Below are 23,514 nucleotides of genomic sequence, written 5' to 3'. Positions count from 1 at the left end.
GACCCTACGCAATCGGCGGCGGCGCATTCCCCCTGTCGGGCGAGCGCCGGCGCTTACCCCTCGCCAGCCCGCGATCGATCAGCCGCGCAAGCCGCGCCGAGAACGCCTTGGCGTCGGCCGGCTTGTCGCCGTCGAGCACACGTGCCTCGTCGTAAAGCAGATGCGCGGCGTCTTCCTTGAACGCCTTCTCGTCGTCGCCGAGCTTTGCCAGCGCCGCCACGCGCTCGTGGCGCGGGTTGATCTCGAGGATTGGCTTGGCCGCCTTGTCGAGCCGGCCGGCGGCGTTGAGCAGCCGCTCGAACTGGCGGTCCGGGCCATGCTCCGGCGCGACGAGGCAGACGGCGCTTTCGGTCAGCCGGTCGGAGGACTTCACGTCCGAAACCTCCTCGCCAAGCGTCGTTTTCACGAAAGCCAGGAAGGCGGCGATATCCGACGACGTCTCCGCGTCGGGCTTCGCCGCATCTTCGGGCAGCGCGATATCGGCGAGCTCGGCCGCGCCCTGCGTCACCGACTTGAACGGCTTGCCGTCGAATTCCGGCGCCATCGTCACCCAGAAGCTGTCGACGGGATCGGTGAGGAGCAGCACCTCGATGCCGCGTGCGCGAAAACCTTCGAGCTGGGGCGAGGCTTCGAGCCGGGCGCGATCGTCACCGGCCATGAAGAAGATCGCTTTCTGTCCTTCCTTCATCGCTGCGACATAGTTGGCAAGGCTGCGCCAGCCTTCGCCTGAGGTCGTCGAACGGAAGCGGGCAAGCTTCAGCAGCTGCTCGCGTCGCTCGTAATCCTCATAGAGACCTTCCTTGAGGACGACGCCGAAATTTTCCCAGATTTTGGCATAGGCTTCGGCATCGTTTTCGGCCGTCTTGGCGAGGTCGCCGAGAACGCGGTTGGTCACGCCCTTGCGGATCGCTGCGAGCAACGGGCTTTCCTGGATCATCTCGCGCGAGACATTGAGCGGCAGGTCGGCGGAATCGACCAGGCCGCGCACGAAGCGCAGGTAGCGCGGCAGCAGATCGGCTTCGTCGGTGATGAAGACGCGCCGCACATAGAGCTTCATGCGGCCCTTGCGGTCCTGGTCAAACAGGTCGAACGGCCGCGATCCCGGCAGGAAGGCGAGCACGCTGTATTCCTGCCGGCCCTCGGCGCGGAAATGGATGGTCGAGGCTGGCTCGTCATACTGGCCGGCGATGCTGCGGTAGAAGTCGGTATATTCCTCCGGCTTGATCTCGCTCTTTTGCCGCACCCAAAGCGCCGTGCCGTCGGCGATTTCGCGCGGTTCGGCGCCGGGTTTCTCGACGAGCGTGATCGGCACCGGCACATGGCCCGACTGCGACTTCGCCAGCCCCTCGAGCCGATAGGGCGTGGTGTAGGACGAGGCGTCCTCCATCAGATGCAGCACCACGCGCGTGCCGCGCTTGGGTGCTGCCTCGAGCGGCGCCGGCGCGATCTCGTAGGTGCCCTTGCCGTCGGACGACCAGCGGAAGGCCTCATTGCTGCCGGCCTGGCGGCTGATGACGTCGACCCGGTCTGCGACCATGAAGGCGGAATAGAAGCCGACGCCGAACTGGCCGATCAGCTGCGTGTCTTCCGCCGCCTTGCCGGCCTCGACGCGCTCCATGAAGGCGCGGGTGCCGGAGCGCGCGATCGTGCCCAGCGCCTCCGCCATCTCGTCGCGGCTCATGCCGATGCCGTTGTCCTCGACCGAAAGCTCCTTGTTGTCCGGATTGGCGGCAATCGTGATGCGCGGCTTGGCATCGTCGCCCAGAAGCTCTGGCCGGCTCACCGCCTCGAAGCGCAGCCTCTCGCAGGCATCCGCCGCATTGGAGATCAGCTCGCGCAGGAAGACGTCTCGGTCCGAATAGACCGAGTGCACCATCATGTGCAGCAGCCGCGAGACGTCCGCCTCGAATGTCCTGGTTTCCTTCGCCTTGGTGTCCGTCGTCATTCAGAATTCCTGCGCTCGTTGCGTTGTCCGCCGCGCCAGCACGCGCCGGGTTTCAAATTTTCAGCCATTGTTGCTTGTGGATGCGCGCCCTGCCAGCGCTGCGGGCGCCAGCGAAACTATGTCCGGCGCCAGGATATTGTGGCGGCGGGCGAAGGCAACAAGGGTTGTCCGCACCATTTCCGCGTCGATCTCGCCGGCAATGCCGGCTTTGCAGGCGTTGAGCGCGATCGCATATGCGCTGCTCCTGCTCGCAGCCGGCCAATCCTGCAGCAGGGCATAGGCTTCCATCATGGTCTCGAGCCGGACCGGCAACCCCATTCCGACAAGGATGGTGACAGGGTCTTCAAAGCGGTCGTGGCTCATGGTCAGAACCCTCATTCGGGTGGGTGCTCATGGCGCCCGGGCGAAGGCCAGTCGTCCCGGCCAGCACATGTCGGCGCGGGTAGGGCGGTTGCAGGACGATGCCGTGCGGCCGCGGCTGGCCTATGCCGTTGAACGCCTGCACAACCACCGGGCCCGCCGGCGTGTGCGTCGCTGAATTCTGCCGGTTAAGGCGCGGCGGGGGCAGCGCCTTGTGTGCCTTGGCGAGGGCCTCGATCCAGGCGGCGACCGCCAGCGGCACCGGCGCGCGCCCCTCGAGCCAGCGTGTCACGTCGTTTCTGGGCCAGCCAAGTTCCTCGGCGACATCGGCAGCTTCCCATCGCAAGATTCTCAGGCATTCGCGCAATCGTCCTGCAATCATGGCAATCCTCGTCCGTTCGCAGTCACATGGGCCCCGCCTTGGAGGCGGGGCCCGATTTTGCTAGCCGCCCCCGGATGTTTCGGTGGCCGACACGTGCTGTGCGGCAAGAAACATCAGCGTTGAGGCGACGGTCCGCCGGTTCCACCCGGCGGATTCGGCCGTGTCGAGCAAGCCTGCCAGCAGCGGCTTCAATGCGCTTCGGCATTCGGCTTCATAAGCGAGGAATTCGCTTGCCGGGCGCGTCGGCGCCGGAACCGAGCCATTGCCGCTCATCATATCCATAAGGGCCTCCCATCGTGCGTTTCGAAACGCCCGCTCCCGTTGCCGGAAGCGGGCTCCCGTCGGCGTCTCAGAAGTCCATGCCGGCGCCGGCCGGCATGGCCGGAGCGGCCTCCTTCTTCGGCTTCTCGGCCACCATGGCCTCGGTGGTGACGAGCAGTCCGGCAACCGAGGCCGCATCCTGCAGCGCGGTGCGCACGACCTTGGCGGGATCGATGACGCCCTGTTTGTAGAGGTCGCCATATTCGCCGGTCTGGGCGTTCCAGCCATAGGCGAATTCGGTCTTCTCGCGCAGCTTGCCGACGATGATCGAACCTTCCGACCCGCTGTTCTCGGCGATCTGGCGCGCCGGAGCCTCGATCGCGCGCCGCACGATGTCGACGCCGTATCTCTGGTCCGGGTTGTCGACGGCGACTGTGTCGAGCGCCTTGGCCGCCCTGAGCAGGGCAACGCCGCCGCCGGGCAGGATACCTTCCTCTACCGCGGCGCGCGTGGCGTGCAGCGCGTCGTCGACGCGATCCTTCTTCTCCTTGACCTCGACTTCCGTCGCGCCGCCGACGCGGATCACGGCAACGCCGCCGGCGAGCTTGGCCAGCCGCTCCTGCAGCTTCTCGCGATCATAGTCGGAGGTGGTCTCCTCGATCTGCGCCTTGATTTGCGTGATGCGGCCCTGGATCTCCTCCTTCTTGCCGGCGCCGTCGACGATGGTGGTGTTTTCCTTCTCGATCGCGACCTTCTTGGCGCGGCCGAGCATCTCCAGCGTGACGTTCTCCAGCTTGATGCCGAGATCCTCGCTAATGGCCCTGCCGCCGGTCAGGATGGCGATGTCCTCCAGCATGGCCTTGCGGCGGTCGCCGAAGCCCGGAGCCTTGACGGCGGCGACCTTAAGCCCGCCGCGCAGCTTGTTGACGACGAGCGTGGCCAGAGCCTCGCCCTCGACATCCTCGGCGATGATCAGCAGCGGCTTGCCGGACTGCACCACGGCCTCCAGCACCGGAAGCAGCGCCTGCAGATTGCCGAGCTTCTTCTCATGGATCAGCACATACGGCTCTTCGAGCTCGACGCGCATCTTGTCCTGGTTGGTGATGAAATAGGGCGAGAGATAGCCGCGGTCGAACTGCATGCCTTCCACGACTTCCAGCTCGGTCTCGGCCGTCTTGGCCTCCTCGACGGTGATGACGCCTTCGTTGCCGACTTTTTCCATGGCCTCGGCCAGGAAGCGGCCGATCTCGGCATCGCCATTGGCCGAGATCGTGCCGACCTGGGCGATCTCGTCGTTGCTGGTGATCTTGCGGGCGTTGACCTTGAGTTCGGCGACGACGGCATCCACGGCCTTGTCGATACCGCGCTTGAGATCCATCGGGTTCATGCCCGACGCAACGGCCTTGGCCCCTTCGCGAACGATCGCCTGGGCAAGCACGGTGGCCGTCGTGGTGCCGTCACCGGCGAGGTCGCTGGTCTTCGAAGCGACTTCGCGAACCATCTGGGCGCCCATGTTCTCGAACTTGTCCTCGAGCTCGATCTCCTTGGCGACGGTGACGCCGTCCTTGGTGATGCGCGGAGCGCCGAACGACTTGTCGATGACGACGTTGCGGCCCTTCGGACCGAGCGTCACCTTCACCGCGTCGGCGAGGATATTGACGCCGCGCAGCATGCGCTCGCGGGCGTCGGAATGGAATTTGACTTCCTTGGCAGCCATTGGATCACTCCTTGTTTAGGCAGCTTTCATTGACTGGGTTGCGGTTCGATCGAAGCCCCGGTCAGGCGGCTTTCTTCAGCGTCTCGACCTGCTCGATCACACCCATCACGTCGCTTTCCTTCATGATGAGCAGGTCCTCACCATTGAGCTTGATCTCGGTGCCGGACCACTTGCCGAACAGGATGCGGTCGCCGACCTTCACGTCGAGGGGCGCGAGCTTGCCGCTATCGTCGCGGGCGCCTGGCCCGACGGCGATGACTTCGCCTTCCTGCGGCTTTTCCTTGGCAGTGTCGGGGATGATGATGCCGCCGGCCGTCTTCTCTTCGGCCTCGATGCGGCGCACGAGCACGCGGTCATGCAATGGACGGAACGTCATATCGTTCTCCTTCAGGACAAACAGATTGCGAGCAGTTCCTCCGCTCCGGACCGGCAGGACCGGAGCGGGGCTCGCGCGACCCTTTCGGCATCGCGCGCATGTCGAGCTAATTTTGCCTTCATCTACTTTCAAGGGGGTACCGCAAATTTTTTGGCACTCTCGACCGTTGAGTGCTAGCGCACTGAAAACATGCGGTAAATTGGCCCGCTCCGATAACGGAGAGGCTTGAATTCGCGATTGAGTTGAACAAGATTATCGGTGCCCGGCAGCGCCGGGACCGCTGAGAAATTGGAACCCGAAGCAAGGAGTTTTTGGAGACGGAGGACAGAAATGGACCGACAGACGCTTTCGCCGATCATTCCTTCCCTAGCTCCCGAACTATCAGACCTTTCGCTCGACCGGCTGCTGTCGCCGGCCAGGCATTTTCAGCACCCGCGGGATGTGCTGGAGGACGGCTCGCTCGATATATGGGAAAAGCGGGCGATCCTTTCGTCCTGGGCGTCCGATGCTTGCGCCGTAGAATCGATGCCGGCGCTGCGCCAGCCGCCGGGCACCGAGCGGCCGGTCTCCTTCGACGACATCATGGATGCGCTGCGCCGGCTTGATGCGCTGGCTCCGCCGCCCAGCGGCCCTGCCGATGACGACCACCGGCAGGTGGTCGACCGGCTGAGCGCGTGAAGGCCCGAAGGCGATGGCGGTCAGCAGGGAATTCCGCTTGCAGATGAATGGGTATGGCTTGACCACTGCCGAGATCCACTATCATCTGCCCGACCATCCCAGCCTGCTCCAGCTTTACGTCTGGCAGGACTATGATCTTGCCCCGGATTTCCCGGCGCTGAGGGGCTTTCTGGGCTTTTGGCAGCGCGAGCTGGCTGGCGCCTTGCATTCTGTCCGTGTCGCTCACCATCGGCTCATCAGGGCGTCGGAGTGGCGGGCCGTCGACGGGATCATCGCGATCCATTGAAGATCAGCTCCCCGAGGCGGTCGTGGTTGTGCGGCCGCCTCCAACTCATGATTTGCCTGCCTGCATGCAGACGAAGGGACTGACTTTCACGACCTTGAAGGTGGCTTCGGAGCGGGGCCTTGACGTGCCCGTGTTGAATTCCCAGATCGATTACGCCGGTGCTTGAGAAAGACCGGCAAGGTCAAGGGGCGCCGCTTCCTTGACGCCCCTCGTATCTATGTTGCTCAATGGAGGATGTAGCTATGAGAACCACGTTTGACTTCAGTCCCCTGTTCCGGTCGAGCATCGGCTTCGATCGAATGCTGAACGCGCTCGAGACGGCGAGCCGGATCGAAACCGTCGATAATTGGCCACCCTATGACATAGCCAAGACCGCAGAAGACGACTACCGCATCAGTATGGCGGTGGCTGGGTTCTCGCAGGACGAACTGGCCATTACCCAGGAGCAGAACATGCTCATGGTCTCTGGCCAGAAAGCCGGCGAGGACAAGGGCGAGTACCTGCATCGTGGCATCGCCGGCCGTGCATTCCAGCGCCGCTTCGAGCTTGCCGACCACGTCAAGGTCGTTGGCGCCAGCTTGGTCAATGGGCTGCTGACGATCGATCTGAAGCGCGAAATTCCAGAAGAGATGAAACCGCGGCGGATCGAGATCGCAGCCGACAAGGCAACGCTCAAAGGCACGACAAAGAAGATCGAAGCCGAGAAGCACGCCGCTTGAGGGCTTCTGTGAGCGCATCCGCGCTACGCGCCGGGCACTGCCCGGCGCGTAGGAGCTTTTCGAGCCGATGAACAGAAAGGAGCAAACCATGAGTGTCCGTGATCTGATCCCCTGGGGCCGGAGCAACGGCAACCAGCTTCCAAGCATATTCCGCGACGGTGAGCGCGATCCGTTCCTGTCGCTGCATCGCGAGGTGAACCGCCTGTTTGACGACGTTTTCCGCGGCTTCGACAGCCGGTTGCCGTCTTTTGGCGGTGTCTCCGCCCTCGGCGCCGGTTGGCCGAGCGTCGAAATCTCCAACGGCGAGAAGGAGATCAAGGTGATGGCCGAGGTGCCTGGCCTCGAACAGAAAGACATCGAGGTCCTGCTCGACGACGGCGTGCTGACGCTGAGAGGCGAGAAGCGCTCCGAGACGGAGGACAAGGATAGGCAGTTCTCCGAGCGCTATTACGGCCGCTTCGAGCGCCGCATCCCGGTCGGCTACGAGGTCAAGGAAGACGAGGTGGATGCCCGCTTCAAGAACGGCGTGCTGACCGTCACCTTGCCGAAGAGCGAGAAGGCGCAGTCGCAGGTCAAGCGCATCGACATCAAGAGTTGATGCACCGACGCGGGAGGTCGGCCGATCCGCCTCCCGCGTCGACTCTCATAGAGCCACGGCAACCGGATGCTCGCGCAAGCAACTCCACTCGGTCGATCATGGCGGCCGAGGAAGAGAAAATTTATTCGGCGGGAGCTTCTTTTTTCCGTCCAGAAGTCTTCGCATCGCTCATCTGAATGATGACAAGCAGCTCGCTGTCTTTCCCTTCTGCTGCGCATGCTTTCAGCACCTATCCGGAGAGAAAGCTAACATATGTTAGGAACGGGAGAGGGGCTCACCTAGCGCGGATCCGCATCAGATTGGGACCGGCGATAACCTTAATTTTGGTTTCCTTTGCACAGGCTTCCCGAACGGAAGGTAACGCGATAGATTAGTAATTCGTTAAGTACGCCCGGGGGCGAGCGTAAAAGATGTGTCGTCGAGCGTAAGGGATGTGCCGTGATGAATTTCAAGTCTCTGATCAAGCGGGCCGAGGACGTCGATAAGGAATTTCAGGAACTCCAATCGGATCTGGCGGAGGCGTTCGAGGACGTTCTCAAAGATGACGAACAGCCGCCGTCGGAAGACGACGCCGTCGCCGGTCGGGAACTGGTGGCAAGCGACGAGAATCCGCCGGCCGAAGAGCCGTCCGACGCATCGGCATCGCGGCTGACACCGCATACCCAGACGCGGCTGGCCGCCCTGGAGGCCGTCACCGGGCTTTTCCGGGACGGGCAGGGTCATCTGCAGGAGATCGAGGCAAAGCTGGCGGAGATCGCCACTGCGCATCATATGACGCGCGAAGTCCTCAACGTCTTCCATCGCGACGTGTTGCGCTCCAACGAGCTGGAGCTGGCAAACCTCGCTCTCACCGCCGAACACAAGACATTGTCGGAACAATTGCTTGACGCCGCCCGCCGGCAGCGCGAACGCGACGGCGCGGCCGAAGCGTGGCAGCAGCGCGAGGCGAGCCTCGTCCAGGACCGGGAGCAGCTGCGCTCGGCGCTTGCGGCGGTGCGCCTGGAGCTGGTGGAGATGGGCAATGAGACCGCCAGGCGCGAGACGGAGTTCGGCGAGATCGTCAAAGCCCTGACGGCCAAGACCGTCGAAGTCGACAGGCGCGGCGCCGAGAACAAGCTGCTGCGCGAAAAGCAGGTCGGCCTTTCGGTCGATCTGGAGCAGGCGCAAAAGCGCGAGGCGGAGGCCCGGCACAAGTTCGACGAGTTCGCGGCAACCCACGCCAGCGAGACCGCCCACATCGCCGAGCTGATGGCTCAAATCGGCAACCACGAAAAGGAAGAAACCCGGCTGCAGAAAGCCCTCGAGGCAGCGCAGGCCAGGCTTGCCGAAACAATCGAGGCGGCGCGGATCGCCGAGAGCGACAGCACCGCCGAATTGGCGCGCAGCCACGCGGAAATGCGCGGTTTGCGTGCCGAGATCCAGGACCTGCAGTCGCGTCTGGACAAGGTCTCGACCGACAATGGCGAAGCCACGGCCGAGATCACCAGCCTAAAGGCGCAGCTGAACGACGCCGTCACCGAACGCCAGATTGCGGAGAAAAGGCTCGCCGTTCTCAAGGACGAGAGCGAAGCCGACAAGAAGAACCTGTCCGAGGTCAGCACCAATTTCTCACGGCTTTCGCTGCAGCAGGCGTCGGAGCAGATCCAGCTCGATATCCAGAAGCAGGAATGCGAGGATTTGCGCGCCGAAGTCGAAGCGCTCAACGCCCGCATCCGGGAATTGCTGCCTTATGAGCGCCTGCATCGGGTGACCGACGCAAGGTCGCGCATGGATGCCGCGCCTCAAACCAACGGGATCATCGCGGAAGCGGCGCGCCCCGTCGCGCGGCGCGTTTCTCGGCGCAACATGCGGGCGAACGGAGGCTGAGGGTTTCGAGCGGCTCGGCTTCGACAGCGCCGGCCCGCTCTATCTCTATGGTTTGAAACCGCTCCACTTCGAGAGCCGCTGCGCTTTCCTGGAATTGCCCTGGCGGACTATTTCCCAGTCATGTCGTCGGCAAGGTCCTGCGCCTGCTTGAGCAGCGCCGGGAAGGACGGGTCGCCGGGCAGGCGCTGGGCCATGCAGGCGCGGTAGTCGGCGTCGCCCTTTTCCCAGGCGGCGTTGGCGGGATCGGAGACCTGCGGATCGTCCTGGTCCGAACCCTGGTCGGCCTGCTGGGCTTTCTGCGCGGCGGCGTCGGCGGCTGCCCAGATTGAATCGCAGGCCGCGATCTTCGGCACGGCGGGCGAGGCGGGTGCCTCGGCAATCAGCACGCGGTCGCCTTTGACGACCGCCACGACGACGTGCTGGTCGTAGATCGGTCCGACATCCTGGGTCCAGCCGCCGAGCCGCGCGACCACCGCATCGGCGCTGTCGGGCTTCTTCAACGAAAAGTCGAGCGTGCCCGAAAATGCCGCGTCGCTGCCGATGGCCTGGGTGTAAAAACTGTCGAGCTTCAACGCCGCTCCGATGTCGGCGGGCAGCTTGAAATCCGCTTCCGCTTCGGACGATTTGGACTTGAGCCAGCGCTCGGTCAACCCGCGCGTCGAGGCGACGATGCTTGGGCCGTCGTCGCTCTGCGCATATCGCAGCCCGTCCAGCATGCCGTAGCCGATATCGGAAGCGTTGAGGCTTTGAACATTGATGGTACCGGTCGCCGGAAAGCCTTTGACGGAGAGCGGACCGAGGATGGCGGCGAGGCGCTGCTGGAGGTCGGCCAGCGCCTTCTCGTTCTGGGCATCGATAGTTTCGATCGCCGTATTGGCGCTTTCCTGCGCGGTGATATCGGCGATCGCCTTGTCGCGCGCGGCGATATAATCATCTTCCGGCGAAGCGGCATATGCCGCGTTGCCCGCCAGCGCAATGAGAAGCGTCAAGACCAACCGCATGCTGCAACCCCAAATTAGCGATCATAGCCCTTGCGAGCCATCGCCCGACTTGGCGGCTTTTGCGTGGCGGAAATCATGGAGAGCCAAATCTTTATTCCGCCTTGCGCTTCTCCACCTCGGCCTTCCTCAGCAAGAACCGCTGGATCTTGCCGCTCGGTGTCTTCGGCAGTTCGCTGACGAACTCGACTTCGCGCGGATAGGAATGCGCAGACAGCCGCTTCTTCACATGCTGGGCGAGTTCCTCGGCTAGCGCCTCGCTGCCCTTGAAGGCGGGCGCCAGCACTACGAACGCCTTGACGATCTCCGTGCGCTGCGGATCGGGCACCCCGACGACGGCCGCCTCGTTGACCGCCGGATGCTCGATCAGCGCGCTTTCGACATCGAACGGTCCGATGCGGTAGCCGGACGAGGTGATGACATCGTCGGCCCGCCCGATGAAGAAGACCGAGCCGTCCGTCTCATATTCCACCGTGTCGCCGGTGCGGTAGTAGCCGCCCGCGATCGCCGGCGTTTCCGCCTGGTGGTAGCCGTCGAACCAGCTCAGCGGCGAGTTGGCGATATCGACCGCCAGCACGCCGGGTTGGTTGGGGCCGAGTTCGTTGCCTGCCTCGTCCAGCACCACCATGCGGTAGCCGGGCATGGCAAAGCCGGCCGAGCCGGCGCGGACCGTATGCGCCAGACCATGATGGTTGTTGACCATCATGCCGTTCTCGGTCTGGCCGTAATGATCGTGGATCGGCGCTGCAAGATGCGCGTCGAACCAGCGGATCACCTCCGGATTGAGCGGCTCGCCGGCGCTGCTCACCACGCGCAGCCTGCCCTTGACGCGGGCCGCGGCCTCGGGCCCTTCCGCCATTAGCAGGCGATAGGCTGTCGGCGAGCCGGCCAGGCTGGTGACGCCCAGACGCTCGATGATGTCGTAAGTCGATTTCGCGTTGAAGGCGCCTTCGTGGAAGGTGGTGGCGATGCCGAGCTGCAAAGGCCCGGTGATGGCGTAGTAGAGCCCATAGGCCCAGCCGGGATCGGCGATATTCCAGAAGATGTCGTCGGGCCGAAGCCCGATCGCGTCGCGCATATAGGCGCCGAAGGCAAGCAGCGCGTTGAGCGGCACCGGCACCCCCTTCGGATGTCCTGTCGTGCCGGAAGTCGACATCATCATGAACAGGTCGGTGCCCTTGCGCATGACCGGCTCGCAATCGGGGGAGGCAGCCGCGAGCGCCGCGCGGAAATCGACGTCGCCGGCGGGCAGCGTGTCGCCGGGGCCAAGAATGGTGGCGATGCGCGGACGGTTTTCCACCTCGTCGAGCTTGGCGTGGTTTGCGGGGTTGGTCACCACCAGCTTCGCCTTGCTGTAGTTCAGGCGATGCTCGATGGCCTTCGGCCCGAAAGCGGTGAACAGCGGCTGGTAGACCGCGCCGACCCGCCACGTACCGAGGATCAGCGCCACCAATTCGGGAATGCGCGGCAGCATGCCGGCGACGACGTCGCCGGGACCGACGCCGAGACCTTTGAGCAGGGTGCCGACGCGGCCCGCCATGTCGGCCAGATCGTCGAAGGAGTATTCACGCAATTCACCGGCAGCCGAGATCGCGCGCAGCGCCAGCCGGTTTTCGCCGGTATAGCGGCCGCAGCATTCGACATAGGCGTTGATGCCGGTCGCCGGATCGCCGTGGAGGCGTGCGATCTCGTCCTCGATGCGGAATTGCGCAACGGCATCCTCATAGCGCGGCAGCGCCGCTGGCGTGTCGGTCATGGCAATCCTCCTCGGCGGCGGATCATCTCCCCATGATCGCCGCCGGAGGAGATTGCATGAAAGGAGGGCGCTGGTCGATTGCGGCAGCGTCTTTCTCCCCGTTTTACGGGAGCTCCTTATCCACGCTTCCGATAAAGGCTCAGCGTTATCTCCTTGCCCACGCCCACGGGCGTCAGCATGAAATAATCATAGACCATGATTTCGCCGCTCGGACCGACCATCCGCTTCGACAAGATCGGCGCTTCCTCGACCCGCATCTCAGCCCATTGGCGCGCGAAGTCGGGGCTCAGCGCCTTGAGTGGATCGAGCACGGCGCGGATGTCGGCAGCAGACGCGTATTCGACGGTCGCGGCGCGGAATTGCGCGATCGCCGAGCGAGCTACCACTTCCCAGTCGGCGAACAGGCCGCGCCAGGCCGGATCGAGGAAGAACCGCGCCAGCAGGTTGCGCCTTGCGGGATCCTCCTGATCGAAGCCGCCGAACAAATCCGCCGCCTCGTCGTTCCAGGCAATGAAGTCCCAGGCGCGGTTGAGCGCATAGGCCGGGTTGGGCGAGAGCGTGGCGAGCAATCCGACAATGCGCGGATCGGGCGAGGGGCCTTCGAGCGGCGTCGCCTCAGGCCGCCATTCCGGCTTTGCGAGCTTGAACAGGTGCTGGTGTTCCACAGGCACGAGGTCCAGCACGTCGGCGAGCGCATTGAGCACCTGCGCGGAAGGATTGGCCTCGCGGCCCTGTTCGAGCCACGTATACCAGGTGGCGCTGATCCCTGCGAGCAGCGCGACTTCCTCACGCAGCAGCCCGCTTGCGCGCCGTCGCGTGCCGGTGCGGATGCCATGCCCTGACGGCTCGACGCGTTCGCGCATGGCGCGCAGGAAGCGGCCGAGTTCCTTACGCCTTTCCATCTCGGTGGTCTGTTCCAGCATGCTCGTGCCTCGAAGGGGGTGGCGACGCTACTAGCAGCGCCGCTCATCTTGTACCACCTTGCTACCAGTATAATAAGGCGCATCGACAATCACGCCGCGTCGGAACGCGGCGCCAGACAAAGGATTCCGCAAATGAATGCGCTGAAAAACATCAGGAATATCGACTACACCGTCATCTTCGCTCGCGACATGAAGGAGATGCGCCGTTTCTATGAGGACGTGATGGGCTTTCGCGCCCATTCCAGCCTGGGCGAGGGCTGGATTGCCTACCAGGTCGGCTCGTGCCTCCTGGCGCTCACCGAGCGTGGCGTGATGTTCCATGACGCGCCGACGCCTGCGGGCGCGCTCTCCGTGCAACTCGCCTTCCGCGTGACGGCCAGCCAGGTTGATCAATGTGCCGAGACGTTGCGTGAGAAGGGCGTGGCGATCGAAAGCGGGCCGACCGACCGGCCCTGGGGCCATCGCACGCTTTTCTTTCGCGATCCCGATGGCAATGTGCTGGAGATTTACGCGGATATCTAGCCTTGCGGCAGTTGAATGCCTTGCGTCAAGCTGCTCGTCGACTTCTACGAGACAGTCACGGGCATCAAGCTCACGGTCTACACCGAGGATTTCGCCGAGCTGCTTGCTTCACGCCGGTGACGGCGGAGGCGATTGCGAAGCTCAAGCGGTGAGAGTTCCGAGTTCCCAACACGGCGTAAGGCGGTATGCGGTTGACCACATCGACCATCCGGCCGATAGGGACGGCGAACCAGAGAACCGCAATGACCACTAATCTCAAACAGCCGGCCGCCCCCGACGCCGCCTGGCAAGCCGACATCCGCGCCGGCGTGCGCCATGTCCGCGACCTCGCGTCGCTGCCGCTTTCGGCCGCCGAGCGCGCCGTCATGCAAGAAGCCGCGACCGCGCACAAGGTGCGCGTGCCCAAACCCTATCTCGATCTTATCGACTGGAGCGACCCCAACGATCCGATCCGCGCCCAGGCGATCCCGTCGCCGGGCGAGCTCGTCGCCACCGAAGGCGAGCTCGACGACCCGATCGGCGATCATGCCTTCAGCCCGGTGCCGCGCCTGACGCACCGCCACGCCGACCGCGTGCTTTTGTTCCCGACCTATCAATGCGCGGTCTATTGCCGCTTCTGCTTCCGCAAGGAATCGCTGACCTCGATCGGCCGCGGCTACACAAGCGAAGCGCTGGAGCCGGCATTGGCCTACATCGCCGGGCACCCGGAAATCCGCGAGGCGATCCTGACCGGTGGCGATCCGCTGTCGCTGCCGGACAAGGCGCTGGCCGAGATCCGCGCCCGGCTGGAGGCGATCCCGCATCTCAGGCTTCTGCGCATCCACACCCGCGTGCCCGTGGCGCTGCCGTCGCGCATAACCTCCGGCTTGGTCGAGGCGCTGCAGGGCCGGCTGATGGTGACGGTTGTCACGCACTTCAACCATCCGCGCGAGCTCACCGCCGAAGCCGAGGCGGCCTGCCGCACGATGCGCCAGGCAGGTTTCGTGCTGCTCAACCAAAGCGTTCTCCTCAAAGGCGTCAACGACAAGGTCGAGGTGCTGGAGGAGCTCTGCCGCGAGCTGATGTACCGTCTCGGCGTAAAACCCTATTACCTGCACCACGGCGACCTCGCGCGCGGCATGGCGCATCGCCGCACGACGATTGCCCACGGCCAGGCGCTGGTCGCGGAACTGCGCCGGCGCTTATCCGGAATCTGCAATCCGACCTATGTCATCGATCTGCCGGATGGCGGCGGCAAGGTGCCGCTGGCGGCGAGCCATATCGAGGGGCGGGACGGCGAAACGTGGCGCATTCGCGGCCAGGACGGGAAGGCGAGGAGCTACAGCGAGGTGGTGGCGGACTGCTGAGTGCCCGCATGCCGCTCGGGCGCGGCCCGGCCGCCTCGTTGGGGCATTCTGCCGGGCCTGACCGGCCGCCGCCGGCTGCGAGTCCGAGGCGTGGGACTGCCATGTGAACGACCTGCTTTTACTCCTCTGTTTGCACGATGCGGCGTCGTAGCAAAGGCGCGACACTGTCATCGATCCGTTTGGATCATCGTAAAGTCCCTTAGCTGCCTAGTCCCCAGCTGGGTTCACCTAGCGATCCTCTCGAAGCCCCGCGTGCTCCTCCCCGGAGCACGCGGGGCCTTCGTTTGTTACCGCCGGGTCGCAACATCGCCCTCTTGCTGTGGGAACCGGATTCCGCGCCTCGCATTCTATCAGCGGGGACTAAAGGAGTTCGGCATGAAGGCTTTGTTGGGAATTGTCGGCGGCTTCGTGCTGACCCTTGCCGTGTTCGCCAGCGGGCTCGCCTTCGCCACCTGGCTGCTCGCCGCCAAGCCAGTGCGCCAGGCGACCCCGGCGATCGGCGTTTCCGAGCTCTGGACCAAGGACGCTCAGCCGGTCGATCCGCAAAAGCAGAATCTTCAGCGCATTCCCGCCCAGCAGGCTGCCGTCGCGCCCGCCCCAGGGGGCGAGCCGGCCAAGACCGACAGCGCAGTGCAGACGGCGACGCTCGCGGCGCCGACCGCACCCGCGCAGCCGCAGCAGTTGCAGCCCACGACCGCTCAGCCGAACCAGCCCGCGGCCGAGCCTGACGCGACCCAGCCTTCCCAGCCGGCTCCGGCCGATCGGCAGGCCGAGCAGCAATTGCCCGTGGCCCATCTGCAATGGTGCTCGGCCCGCTATCGCAGCTACCGTCCGGCGGAAAACAGCTACCGCGCCTACAGCGGCGAGCTGCGCCCTTGCATCTCACCCTATTACGACCCGATGGGCGACCGCACCGCCTCGACCGGCTCAAACGATCGGCAAGGCCAGGGTGGTCAAGCGGTAGCGGATGATCGGCAACCCGCCGCGGCCGATGATCAGACGAGCGACGACCAGGCCGAGATGGAAGGTTACGCCCCGTCGGGCGACGGCTACGTCACCACCTATGGCGGCCCGCCGGAAGAGATCTCGCCCGAGGCCGGGGCCGTGCGGGCACAGGGCCGGCAGATCTCGGCCGCCCATATCGACGATTGCTTCAGCCGCTACCGCTCCTACGATCCGCAGGACAACACCTACCAGCCCTTCGACGGCGGCCCGCGCCGCCAGTGCGAGTAGTGTTTCTGGCCCGCGACAGCGAAGAGGTGATCGCGAAGCGACCGGAGAGGGGCTGCGACACAGGCAGGTTCGCTCTAGCGCCCCCGCCAAACTCAGCCCACGACCTTCCCCGGATTCATCACATTGCCCGGATCGATCAACTCTTTGATCGCCTTCGCCAAATCCCGCTTAACCGGATTAGCATGCCGCTCATAGGCCTCGCGTTTCTCCAGCCCCACCCCATGCTCAGCTGAGAACGAACCGCCGGCCTCGCGCAGCCCCTCATAGAGCACGTCCTCGATCGCCTCATGCCGCTCATGTGGAACCGGCCCTTCGCAATTGAGGGAGATGTGCAGATTGCCGTCGGCGAGATGGCCGTAGACATAGGGCGCATATGAGGCGTCGAGCTTCTTCAGCCCCGCCTCGATGCGCGCTACATAGGCGTCCAGCGCGCCGGCCGGCACGGAGACGTCGAACGAGGGCGCCATAGGGTGCGCGCGCTCGATCTCAACAGTCTCCTCGCGCAGCCGCCACATCGCTGCGGCTTGGCCCTCGGAGCTCGCGACCAGCCCGTCGACGATGCCGACCTCTTCCCAGATCGCCGCCAGCCCGCCCTCGAGCGCGCTTCTCGCCGCCTCGATCGAGTCGGCGCCTAGGCCCAGCACCAGCAGACAGGGCGCATCGAGCGGCAGGCTGCCCGAGGCATAGTTCAGCGACCGCTGCATGAGGGACGCAAAATTACGCCACAGGATCTCGGCGGCGGTGAGCCTCGCGCTGGTCGAGGTCAAAAAATGCCGCACGATGTGCTGGGCGCTGGCCGCATTCGGCACGCCGACAAGCGCGGTGGCACTCGCCCCGGCCACCGGATCGAGCCGCAGCGCCACGCGGGTGACGATGCCGAGCGTGCCTTCCGCGCCGATGAAGAGATGCTTCAGATCGTAGCCTGCGCTGGTTTTCAACACCCGGGTGAGATCGCAAAACAACCGCCCGTCCGGCAGCACGGCCTCCAAGCCAAGCACGCGGTGGCGCATTGTGCCGTTGCGAAAGGCCATGATGCCGCCGGCGTTGGTGGAAACCATGCCGCCGATCGTGGCGCTGCCGCGCGCGGCAAGGTCGATGCCCGGGTCGAGCCCATGCTGGGCTGCCGCCTCCTGCAGCGCGCCCAGCGTCACGCCCGCCTGCACGATCGCCACGCGCGTGAACGGATCGATGTCCTCTATTCTGTTAAGCCCGCCAAGGTCGCAGATCACCTGCCCTTGGGAAGTGGCTGCTCCGCCCGCCAGCCCGGTGCGCCCGCCCTGCGCGACAAGACTGATGCCACGCTCCGAACAGAATTTCACCAGCGCCGCGACCTCTTCGACATCGCGCGGACGCACCAGAGCCGAGGCGCCGAAATTGCGGGTGTCGAAGCCAGGATCGCGCGAGGCGAGCTCGGCGGCGTCCCAGATGGTGGCGTTGGGGAGGGCGGCGCGGAGAGAGGGGAGGAGGGCCATGAAATGGATCCGGCGTCGGACGTGAAGCTCGTCCTATAGAGGAACCGCAGCCCGGGAGTCACGCCGGCACGCCCATCGAATCGCCCGGGTCCACAACCATACCGGCTCGGTTCAGGAACATTCCGCGTTTGGCGGAGTTGACAGGACGGCCCGCTCGTTTGAGGCCACACCGGTTCATGGCGGGCTTCGGGAGGAAGCTATGATCCATGCCACCCCTTCACTTCATGTTTCTCGCCGCGGCGCATTGCAAATTGGTCTTGGAGCGACGCTCGCTTCAGCGACCGGCGTCGCCCCCGTTTCGCCTGCTTTCGCACAAGATGACATAAAGGACGAAGACATTTTCCGGTTCGCGCTGAACCTGGAATATATGGAGGCCGAATACTACCTCCGGGGCACCACAGGAAAAGGCATCGACGATTCAGATGCCGGTTCCAAGCCCGGCGACGTCGTCGGCGGCAAGAAGGTTCCCTTCGAAACACCCGCACTGGCTGAATTTTTGCGGGAAGTCGCGGAAAATGAACTTGCCCATGTCAGGTTCTACCGCAAGACCCTGGCGTCGAATGCGGTGGACCGGCCGGCGATCGATTTTGATGCCGGCTTTGCCGCGGTCGCCAAGGCGGCCGGGCTCGGTGCCGACTTCGACCCCTTCGGCAACCAGATGAACTTCGTGCTTGGCGGCATGCTGTTCGAGGATGTCGGCGTCACCGCCTACGCCGGTGCGGCAACCGTCCTGAAGAACAAGGAATTCCTGGCAGCCGCGGCTGGAATTCTCGCGGTCGAGGCCTACCACATGGGGATGGCGCGGTCGTCGCTCTATCGCATGGGCGAGAAGGCCTGGAAGGCGGCGAATGCGATTTCCGACGCACGCGACAAGATCGACGGGCCCGATGACAAGGACCAGGGCATTCGCGTCGACGGCAAGGCCAACTTCGTTCCTTCAACGCCCGATGCGATTGCCTTCACAAGGACGCCGCAGGAGGTGCTGCGCATTGTTTATCTGACCGACCAATCGGGTGTCAGCAAGGGCGGCTTTTACCCGAACGGGATGAACGGAACGCTCAAGAGCACCTAGCCGCGAGGATGGAGCCGGTCACGATGACCTACAACCCGCGCTGCGCAGCATTGGTCGCTGGCCATCCGATATCGTCTCGACGGGGCGCGCGATGAACGTCAGCAGCGAAGCGACCAGATCGTTTTGGATGCTCGACGCCAGCTTGCCCGGCGCTCCCCGCCTCGAGCAAGACGAGCATTGCGACGTGGCCGTCGTTGGAGCCGGCATCGCCGGGATTTCGATTGCCTATGAACTGGCGCTGGCAGGGCGCAAGGTGGTGCTCGTGGATCGCGGCCCGTTGCTCGGAGGCATGACATCGCGCACGACCGCCCATCTGGCGCCGATCTGCGACGATGGCTTGAGCGCGCTGATCGACATGCGCGGCGAGGCTCTGGCGCGCGGATTTCAGGAGAGCCAGCAAGCCGCCGTCAACCGCATCGAGCGGCACGTTGCCAGCCTGGAGATCGACTGCGATTTCCGGCGGCTGGACGGCTTCCTTTTCCCGGCCGCATGGATGGACGAGAAGCAGGCCGCCAGAGAATGCAATAAGGAGTATGCGGCTGCGGCTAAGATCGGCGCCGAGGCTGAACATGGCAAAGGCGTGCCTCTCAAGGGTCATGAATCGGCGCCCATCCTGCGCTACCCCGGACAGGCCACCTTCCACCCGCTGAAATATTTGCGCGCCCTGCTGGCTGATTTCGAGAAGCGAGGCGGCAAGGCATTCGCCGACAGCGCCGTCATCGAGATCGAGGAGGGGGAGCAGATTTGCCTGAAATGCGACGGCGACTACACCGTCACGGCTTCGAACGCGGTGTTTGCCACCAATTCCCCGATCAACACATGGGTCAAGATCCATAGCAAGATGGCGCCTTACCGCACCTATGCCATGGCTTTCGAGATCGCCAGGGGAACCCTCCCGGATGCCCTCTACTGGGACATGGACGATCCCTATTATTACGTCCGCCTCAATCCCGGCCCCGGCAAGACGGACTGTCTCATCGCCGGCGGCCGCGATCACAAATCGGGCGAAGCGGATGACGGCGAGGCACGCTTTGCCGCGCTTGAAGCATGGATCAGGGCATTGGTACCCGATCTTGGCGCAGAAAGAGCGCGGTGGTCCGGTCAGGTTCTCGAAACGATCGATTATTGCGGTTTCATCGGCCGAAGCCCCGGCAACGGCAACGTCTTCATGGCCACCGGCGATTCCGGCCAGGGCATGACGCATGGTGCATTGGCCGGACTGCTGATCCGCGATCTGATCGTGGACGGATCAAACCCCTGGGAAGCCGTCTACGCCCCCGACCGGAAGCCGCCCGCCGCGCTCGCGCACTACGTCAATGAGAACCTTACAACAGTGAAGAACCTCGCCGGCTACTTGCTGCCCGGTGAGGTCAAGTCGGCCGACGACCTCAAGCCTGGCGAAGGCGGCATCCTTCAGGACGGCTTGAGCAAGTTCGCCGTATGCCGCGACCGCGACGGCAAGCTGCACCGGCATTCGGCCAGTTGCACGCATCTCGGCTGCCTCGTGCACTGGAATTCGACCGAGCAATGCTGGGATTGCCCCTGCCATGGCTCGCAGTTCGCGCCGGACGGTACGGTGCTCAACGGCCCTGCCATCCGCGGCTTGGCCCGGCCGGAGGGTCGCGGATCTCGCGCGGAGCCCAAGGTGGCGTCCGGAGAGTGACCTGTAGCGGTTCACCCTTTAACGCAAACGCCTCGGAGGAAGCGGTGGCCGGACGACCATATAGCCGCTATGTGCCCGGATTTTCGGTGGCTTTTTTCTGGCCAAGCCTGTCGTCGTGTAGACGGCTTTGGTTGTGGCCGATAGGAGTGAAAAAATAATTCCGGGGAAGCTCAAAAATGTTTGGGTGAAATAATCCGAAGATTTTAGGCGAGCGCCTAGAAATCGATTTACCGCTGTTTCAGGCTCGGACCCGAGATTTCTATTTACCCGGAAAAAAAATAATAGACGTGTAAGTCTTGCTTTGAGCGCAATTGAGGCGCATACAAAAAGTGTTGATTTGGTTGAGTTTGGCTTTCGCCCCGTCGGAGCCGCGCCAATCCTTTCCGAATTTTCGACAGCGAAGCGTTGCGCCGGTCCGGCGCGGCAGCTTGCTCGTTTGAACCCTGGAACGACGCAGGGCGCTGACCACGGATGTACTGGCAGCACCGCAAATCGTTCCAGCGGTTCGACTGAATAACGCGGAAGTCCATCCTAGCATGTTTTCACGGGAAAGCTGCAATCGTGGCCATTCGCATCGCGTCCATCGTCGTCGTCTGCTTCGGCTCTCCTTGGTGCTGCCGCGCTTCAGACGCGCCGCGACCGCAGAGTATCTACCGATCTCGACGAGGAGGCCCGGAAGGGTCTTTCCCGCGACGCAACGCGGCCTCTTTCATTCACCTGCCGGCGATCCTCCGCCCAATGGGGTTCGCACGGTAAAAGCATCGATCAACCGGCCTCTCTCGAGGCGGCGCTCGAAGACGACCGGAGACCATCATGACAAGCCTTATGCAGCGCAACACACGGCCGATACGGCACGGCGCCCCGCCGCGCTTGTTCGACATCGGACAAGCGGTGCGTCTGAAGGGAGATTTCCGGACATTGACCGCGGAAGTCTACCACGTCACCGGCACGCTGCCGCCAAAAGAAAACTCGCCGCAATACCGCATCCGCAGCGACACCGAACCGCATGAGCGCGTGGTGACCGAGGATAGGCTGGAATCGGCCGGAACCCCGGCCTCGGATCCCGGCCTGATGCTGATCGAAAGGACGTTCGGACATGGCCAAGGGACGGCAACGCTCCAATCGCGAAATGAGGACGCCGAAGCAGGGAAGAATTCCGACCAGGCCTGAGAGCCCGTTCAATCAAGGCGCCGGCCTCGGCGCGAAGGGATCGATGCCGCGCGGCGGGTCTCGATGAAGGTCGTGATCGAATTCTATCGCACGCGCGTCAGCGATGACGCGCATGCCGTCATCGGCCGCGAGACGGTGCTGGCAACCGATCTCGACGATGCAATCGAGATCGCGCGGCTTTTGGCGAGGACGCTGAACATGCCGCAGTGGCCGGATGCGGTCACGATCTCCGAAGCTGACGGCGCGGCGCTTTATTCGGAGATTATCGCCGCGCAGGAAGGCGAGGAAAGACAGGTATGAACAGGTCCATTGCCAAGGGCGAGACCGAGGCGGGCCACAAGGCCGTATCCGGCTGTTCCCCAAACAACAGAGGCTTGTCGGGTCACGCCTTCAGGGATCATCAATACGGCCGCCGCGTCGAAGCGGATCATTCCTGGACCGTCTACCATGTCTTCACCGGGATTCCGGCGCATGTCGACGGCGCTCCGATGGTCGGGCTGACGCGTGCGCATGCGACGACGAGCATGCTGAATCTCAACCGTCGCAACGTCGAGGCTCGAAAGGAATGGAATAGAACCCGGCAGGCACCAGCTGAACACCCTGAAACACGGGTGGGCAACTCATGACGCTCGCCTTTCCAAATCCCAGCCGGAGTTTCGATCAAACGCGCCGCGCCGTCTGCTTCATTGGCCATGATGGTATGTTCCAGGTCCGCTTCTTCGTCGAGGTCGAGGTCCTTGGGACATTTGGCGATGCTGGGGGCAAGGAAACGGCCGAGATGGCATATCTTTCGGCATTCGACGCCTTGCGCAGTTCCATCCAGGATGCCGCCAGCAAAGCATATGCGCGCGAGCGCCGAAACTCCTACACGCTCACGGCTTCCGGCTTCCGATAGGCAGGAAGCCGATGTCGCAGGGAAAACCCGCAGCCGCGAATAGCCTTAGCCCTGGCTGCTACAAGAAAGGACAATGCCGATGCGTTCCATGAAAACCCCCGAGGCGCCGCCCGCCGCGATCAAGCCGATCGTCAGTCCCTCAAGCATCATGTCCGCGCGGCTGACGGTCAGGAAGGACGAGGCAGCAAGGCGCAAGCTCGCCGACACTGACGGCACCTTGCGGCGGGCACGTCAGATCGCAGAACGCAATCGCCTGATTTGACATGATGGCCGCCTGACAAGTGCCTCTTGCTTGGGCCTTATGTCTCGCGAACTGTCTTTCCCGCTCCTGGGCATGTCCAAATCCCAAGGCGCAAATTGCCTAAACCGGAAAAAACACCATGGCGATGAAACCCAACTACCGATACGAGCGCAGCAAACGCGATCAGGCGAAGGCGGCAAAGAAAGAGGCGAAGCTCGCGGCCAAGGTGGCGAAAGAGAAAGTGGTGGATCCGGAAGACGAGCGGGAGGGGAGCACTGATAACGGATAATGTCGCGTTAGGCAGGCCGGCCTTGGAACCGCAATGACACAACGAGAGTCCGATCACTTCGAAATCGATGTGGAGTGCCCGCGGTGCCATCACCAGGCGAAAACGCGTGTTGGCTGGATACGCGCTCACACCCAGATGGAGTGTGAAAATTGCGGCGAGATCATCGACATCGAAAGTAAGAATTTCAGACCGCGCGAGCAGCCTTAAGGCGTCACAAGAATGGCCGCCTCGCGGGCGGCTGCTATGAACGCCTTGCGCGCGAATGAAGCCGGTCGGCGCCCGCTGTTTACATCCGTGCAGGCCTGAATGGCTGCGCGGTACTTGTCGCTTCGCTTGCCGCGCCATCTTCGAAGCAGGAAGTCCAGGCAGGCGGCGGCATCGCCGATTGCCTCCCGTCCGCCGGCCGGATCAACGATGATCGTCACCGACTGGTCGAATTTTTCATTTGCCATCACTGCGCTTAGGCTGCGGCGCGCAACATGGCAAGCACTGTTTGTGGGACTATCGGACGGGCGAACGGGAAGCAGCTTGAATGACGCGAGATCTAGGCAGTCGGCGGGAAACCAGCCGCAAGCAAAAGCTTCGTTCGCATGCAAGACCAAGGAGAGGCTCCTGGACAGCCCGACCTACTCAGCAAGAGATCAAGCCGGACTGTCCTCGCCGCACCAGCGAGATCGTATCGTGCGCCTTTGTTTCCTGTCTGGCCAGCAAAACCGCAGCAAATGAGAGCCGTTGAGCTGCCGACC

General features: G+C 63.7%; 27 protein-coding genes. 16 read left to right on the top strand and 11 right to left on the bottom strand.

The features are described from left to right. Nucleotides 1-4: 4 nt before the first annotated feature. From htpG to groES, 6 genes are all read right to left on the bottom strand, one after another. Complete coding sequence (gene htpG / locus LB515_RS20150) at nt 5-1,945, bottom strand: molecular chaperone HtpG (protein WP_224708742.1); 1,941 nt, start codon at nt 1,943-1,945, stop codon at nt 5-7. 60 nt (nt 1,946-2,005) lie between these two features. Next, complete coding sequence (locus tag LB515_RS20145; protein WP_224708741.1) at nt 2,006-2,308, bottom strand: DUF982 domain-containing protein; 303 nt, start codon at nt 2,306-2,308, stop codon at nt 2,006-2,008. Further along, nucleotides 2,289-2,687 carry a helix-turn-helix domain-containing protein gene (locus tag LB515_RS20140; RefSeq protein WP_140846984.1) on the bottom strand — a complete coding sequence of 133 codons (399 nt, stop codon included), beginning with the start codon at nt 2,685-2,687 and terminating at the stop codon, nt 2,289-2,291. Before LB515_RS20140 ends, LB515_RS20145 begins: the two co-directional genes overlap by 20 nt. A 60-nt stretch (nt 2,688-2,747) precedes the next feature. Continuing rightward, the gene (locus tag LB515_RS20135; protein ID WP_224524799.1) at nt 2,748-2,963 is read right to left on the bottom strand and encodes a hypothetical protein; all 216 of its coding nucleotides are present in this window, start codon (nt 2,961-2,963) and stop codon (nt 2,748-2,750) included. Between the two features lie 73 nt (nt 2,964-3,036). Next, nucleotides 3,037-4,665 (bottom strand): chaperonin GroEL, encoded by a 1,629-nt coding sequence (gene groL / locus LB515_RS20130; protein ID WP_224708740.1) that lies wholly within the window; start codon nt 4,663-4,665, stop codon nt 3,037-3,039. A gap of 61 nt (nt 4,666-4,726) precedes the next feature. After that, complete coding sequence (gene groES, locus LB515_RS20125) at nt 4,727-5,041, bottom strand: co-chaperone GroES (protein WP_224708739.1); 315 nt, start codon at nt 5,039-5,041, stop codon at nt 4,727-4,729. 330 nt (nt 5,042-5,371) lie between these two features. On the opposite strand from groES, the gene LB515_RS20120 reads away from it, so the two are divergent. The 5 genes from LB515_RS20120 (at nt 5,372) to LB515_RS20100 (ending at nt 9,188) form a co-directional block, all read left to right on the top strand. Then, on the top strand, nt 5,372-5,719 hold the full coding sequence (locus tag LB515_RS20120) for a hypothetical protein (protein WP_224524793.1): 348 nt from the start codon (nt 5,372-5,374) through the stop codon (nt 5,717-5,719). A gap of 13 nt (nt 5,720-5,732) precedes the next feature. Next, nucleotides 5,733-6,005, top strand: coding sequence for an usg protein (locus LB515_RS20115; RefSeq protein WP_224627704.1), 273 nt, complete (start codon nt 5,733-5,735; stop codon nt 6,003-6,005). Between the two features lie 242 nt (nt 6,006-6,247). Beyond that, nucleotides 6,248-6,724, top strand: coding sequence for an Hsp20 family protein (locus LB515_RS20110; RefSeq protein ID WP_140635669.1), 477 nt, complete (start codon nt 6,248-6,250; stop codon nt 6,722-6,724). Between the two features lie 88 nt (nt 6,725-6,812). Then, nucleotides 6,813-7,322, top strand: coding sequence for an Hsp20/alpha crystallin family protein (locus tag LB515_RS20105; protein ID WP_140698408.1), 510 nt, complete (start codon nt 6,813-6,815; stop codon nt 7,320-7,322). Between the two features lie 441 nt (nt 7,323-7,763). Next, nucleotides 7,764-9,188 carry a hypothetical protein gene (locus LB515_RS20100; RefSeq protein ID WP_224708738.1) on the top strand — a complete coding sequence of 475 codons (1,425 nt, stop codon included), beginning with the start codon at nt 7,764-7,766 and terminating at the stop codon, nt 9,186-9,188. Nucleotides 9,189-9,295: 107 nt separating this feature from the next. On the opposite strand, the gene LB515_RS20095 is transcribed toward LB515_RS20100, so the two are convergent. From LB515_RS20095 to LB515_RS20085, 3 genes are all read right to left on the bottom strand, one after another. Continuing rightward, nucleotides 9,296-10,189: a hypothetical protein gene (locus LB515_RS20095; protein ID WP_224708737.1), complete on the bottom strand. Its 894-nt coding sequence runs from the start codon at nt 10,187-10,189 to the stop codon at nt 9,296-9,298. A 91-nt stretch (nt 10,190-10,280) separates the two neighbouring features. Further along, entirely contained in the window at nt 10,281-11,942 is a 1,662-nt protein-coding gene (locus LB515_RS20090; RefSeq protein WP_224708736.1) for an acyl-CoA synthetase, read from the bottom strand. Nucleotides 11,943-12,058: 116 nt separating this feature from the next. Next, complete coding sequence (locus LB515_RS20085) at nt 12,059-12,865, bottom strand: helix-turn-helix transcriptional regulator (RefSeq protein ID WP_224708735.1); 807 nt, start codon at nt 12,863-12,865, stop codon at nt 12,059-12,061. 132 nt (nt 12,866-12,997) lie between these two features. Between LB515_RS20085 and LB515_RS20080 the strand changes: the two genes are divergently transcribed. The 3 genes from LB515_RS20080 (at nt 12,998) to LB515_RS20070 (ending at nt 15,966) form a co-directional block, all read left to right on the top strand. Next, a complete protein-coding gene (locus LB515_RS20080; RefSeq protein ID WP_224708734.1) occupies nt 12,998-13,387 on the top strand; it encodes a VOC family protein in 390 nt (129 codons plus the stop codon). Nucleotides 13,388-13,629: 242 nt separating this feature from the next. Beyond that, entirely contained in the window at nt 13,630-14,733 is a 1,104-nt protein-coding gene (locus LB515_RS20075; RefSeq protein ID WP_224708733.1) for a KamA family radical SAM protein, read from the top strand. A 375-nt stretch (nt 14,734-15,108) separates the two neighbouring features. Beyond that, complete coding sequence (locus LB515_RS20070) at nt 15,109-15,966, top strand: BA14K family protein (protein ID WP_224607365.1); 858 nt, start codon at nt 15,109-15,111, stop codon at nt 15,964-15,966. Between the two features lie 92 nt (nt 15,967-16,058). Here the strand turns inward: LB515_RS20070 and LB515_RS20065 are convergent, their stop codons facing one another. Continuing rightward, complete coding sequence (locus LB515_RS20065; RefSeq protein ID WP_224543970.1) at nt 16,059-17,438, bottom strand: FAD-binding oxidoreductase; 1,380 nt, start codon at nt 17,436-17,438, stop codon at nt 16,059-16,061. Between the two features lie 199 nt (nt 17,439-17,637). Between LB515_RS20065 and LB515_RS20060 the strand changes: the two genes are divergently transcribed. The 8 genes from LB515_RS20060 to LB515_RS20025 all read left to right on the top strand — a co-directional run bounded on the left by LB515_RS20060 (nt 17,638) and on the right by LB515_RS20025 (nt 22,768). Continuing rightward, the gene (locus LB515_RS20060) at nt 17,638-18,510 is read left to right on the top strand and encodes a ferritin-like domain-containing protein (RefSeq protein ID WP_224513233.1); all 873 of its coding nucleotides are present in this window, start codon (nt 17,638-17,640) and stop codon (nt 18,508-18,510) included. 91 nt (nt 18,511-18,601) lie between these two features. Continuing rightward, the gene (locus tag LB515_RS20055) at nt 18,602-20,173 is read left to right on the top strand and encodes an FAD-dependent oxidoreductase (RefSeq protein ID WP_224607370.1); all 1,572 of its coding nucleotides are present in this window, start codon (nt 18,602-18,604) and stop codon (nt 20,171-20,173) included. A gap of 813 nt (nt 20,174-20,986) precedes the next feature. Continuing rightward, nucleotides 20,987-21,343, top strand: coding sequence for a hypothetical protein (locus tag LB515_RS20050; RefSeq protein ID WP_224633244.1), 357 nt, complete (start codon nt 20,987-20,989; stop codon nt 21,341-21,343). A gap of 63 nt (nt 21,344-21,406) precedes the next feature. Then, entirely contained in the window at nt 21,407-21,643 is a 237-nt protein-coding gene (locus LB515_RS20045) for a hypothetical protein (protein WP_224610457.1), read from the top strand. Beyond that, complete coding sequence (locus LB515_RS20040; RefSeq protein ID WP_224708732.1) at nt 21,640-21,969, top strand: hypothetical protein; 330 nt, start codon at nt 21,640-21,642, stop codon at nt 21,967-21,969. The genes LB515_RS20045 and LB515_RS20040 overlap by 4 nt, the downstream gene beginning before the upstream one ends. After that, complete coding sequence (locus LB515_RS20035; protein WP_140846928.1) at nt 21,966-22,238, top strand: DUF1488 domain-containing protein; 273 nt, start codon at nt 21,966-21,968, stop codon at nt 22,236-22,238. The genes LB515_RS20040 and LB515_RS20035 overlap by 4 nt, the downstream gene beginning before the upstream one ends. Before the next feature lie 73 nt (nt 22,239-22,311). After that, nucleotides 22,312-22,500: a hypothetical protein gene (locus LB515_RS20030; RefSeq protein WP_224708731.1), complete on the top strand. Its 189-nt coding sequence runs from the start codon at nt 22,312-22,314 to the stop codon at nt 22,498-22,500. A 118-nt stretch (nt 22,501-22,618) separates the two neighbouring features. Continuing rightward, nucleotides 22,619-22,768 carry a hypothetical protein gene (locus LB515_RS20025; protein ID WP_095770103.1) on the top strand — a complete coding sequence of 50 codons (150 nt, stop codon included), beginning with the start codon at nt 22,619-22,621 and terminating at the stop codon, nt 22,766-22,768. 203 nt (nt 22,769-22,971) lie between these two features. Here the strand turns inward: LB515_RS20025 and LB515_RS20020 are convergent, their stop codons facing one another. Beyond that, nucleotides 22,972-23,370: a DUF982 domain-containing protein gene (locus LB515_RS20020; RefSeq protein WP_224708730.1), complete on the bottom strand. Its 399-nt coding sequence runs from the start codon at nt 23,368-23,370 to the stop codon at nt 22,972-22,974. Nucleotides 23,371-23,514 lie beyond the last annotated feature (144 nt).

It is taken from the genome of Mesorhizobium sp. CA15, assembly GCF_020165215.1.
Classification (GTDB): domain Bacteria; phylum Pseudomonadota; class Alphaproteobacteria; order Rhizobiales; family Rhizobiaceae; genus Mesorhizobium.
Note: the sequence above shows the minus strand (reverse complement) of the source record. Positions and strands in the feature narration are given on the sequence as shown.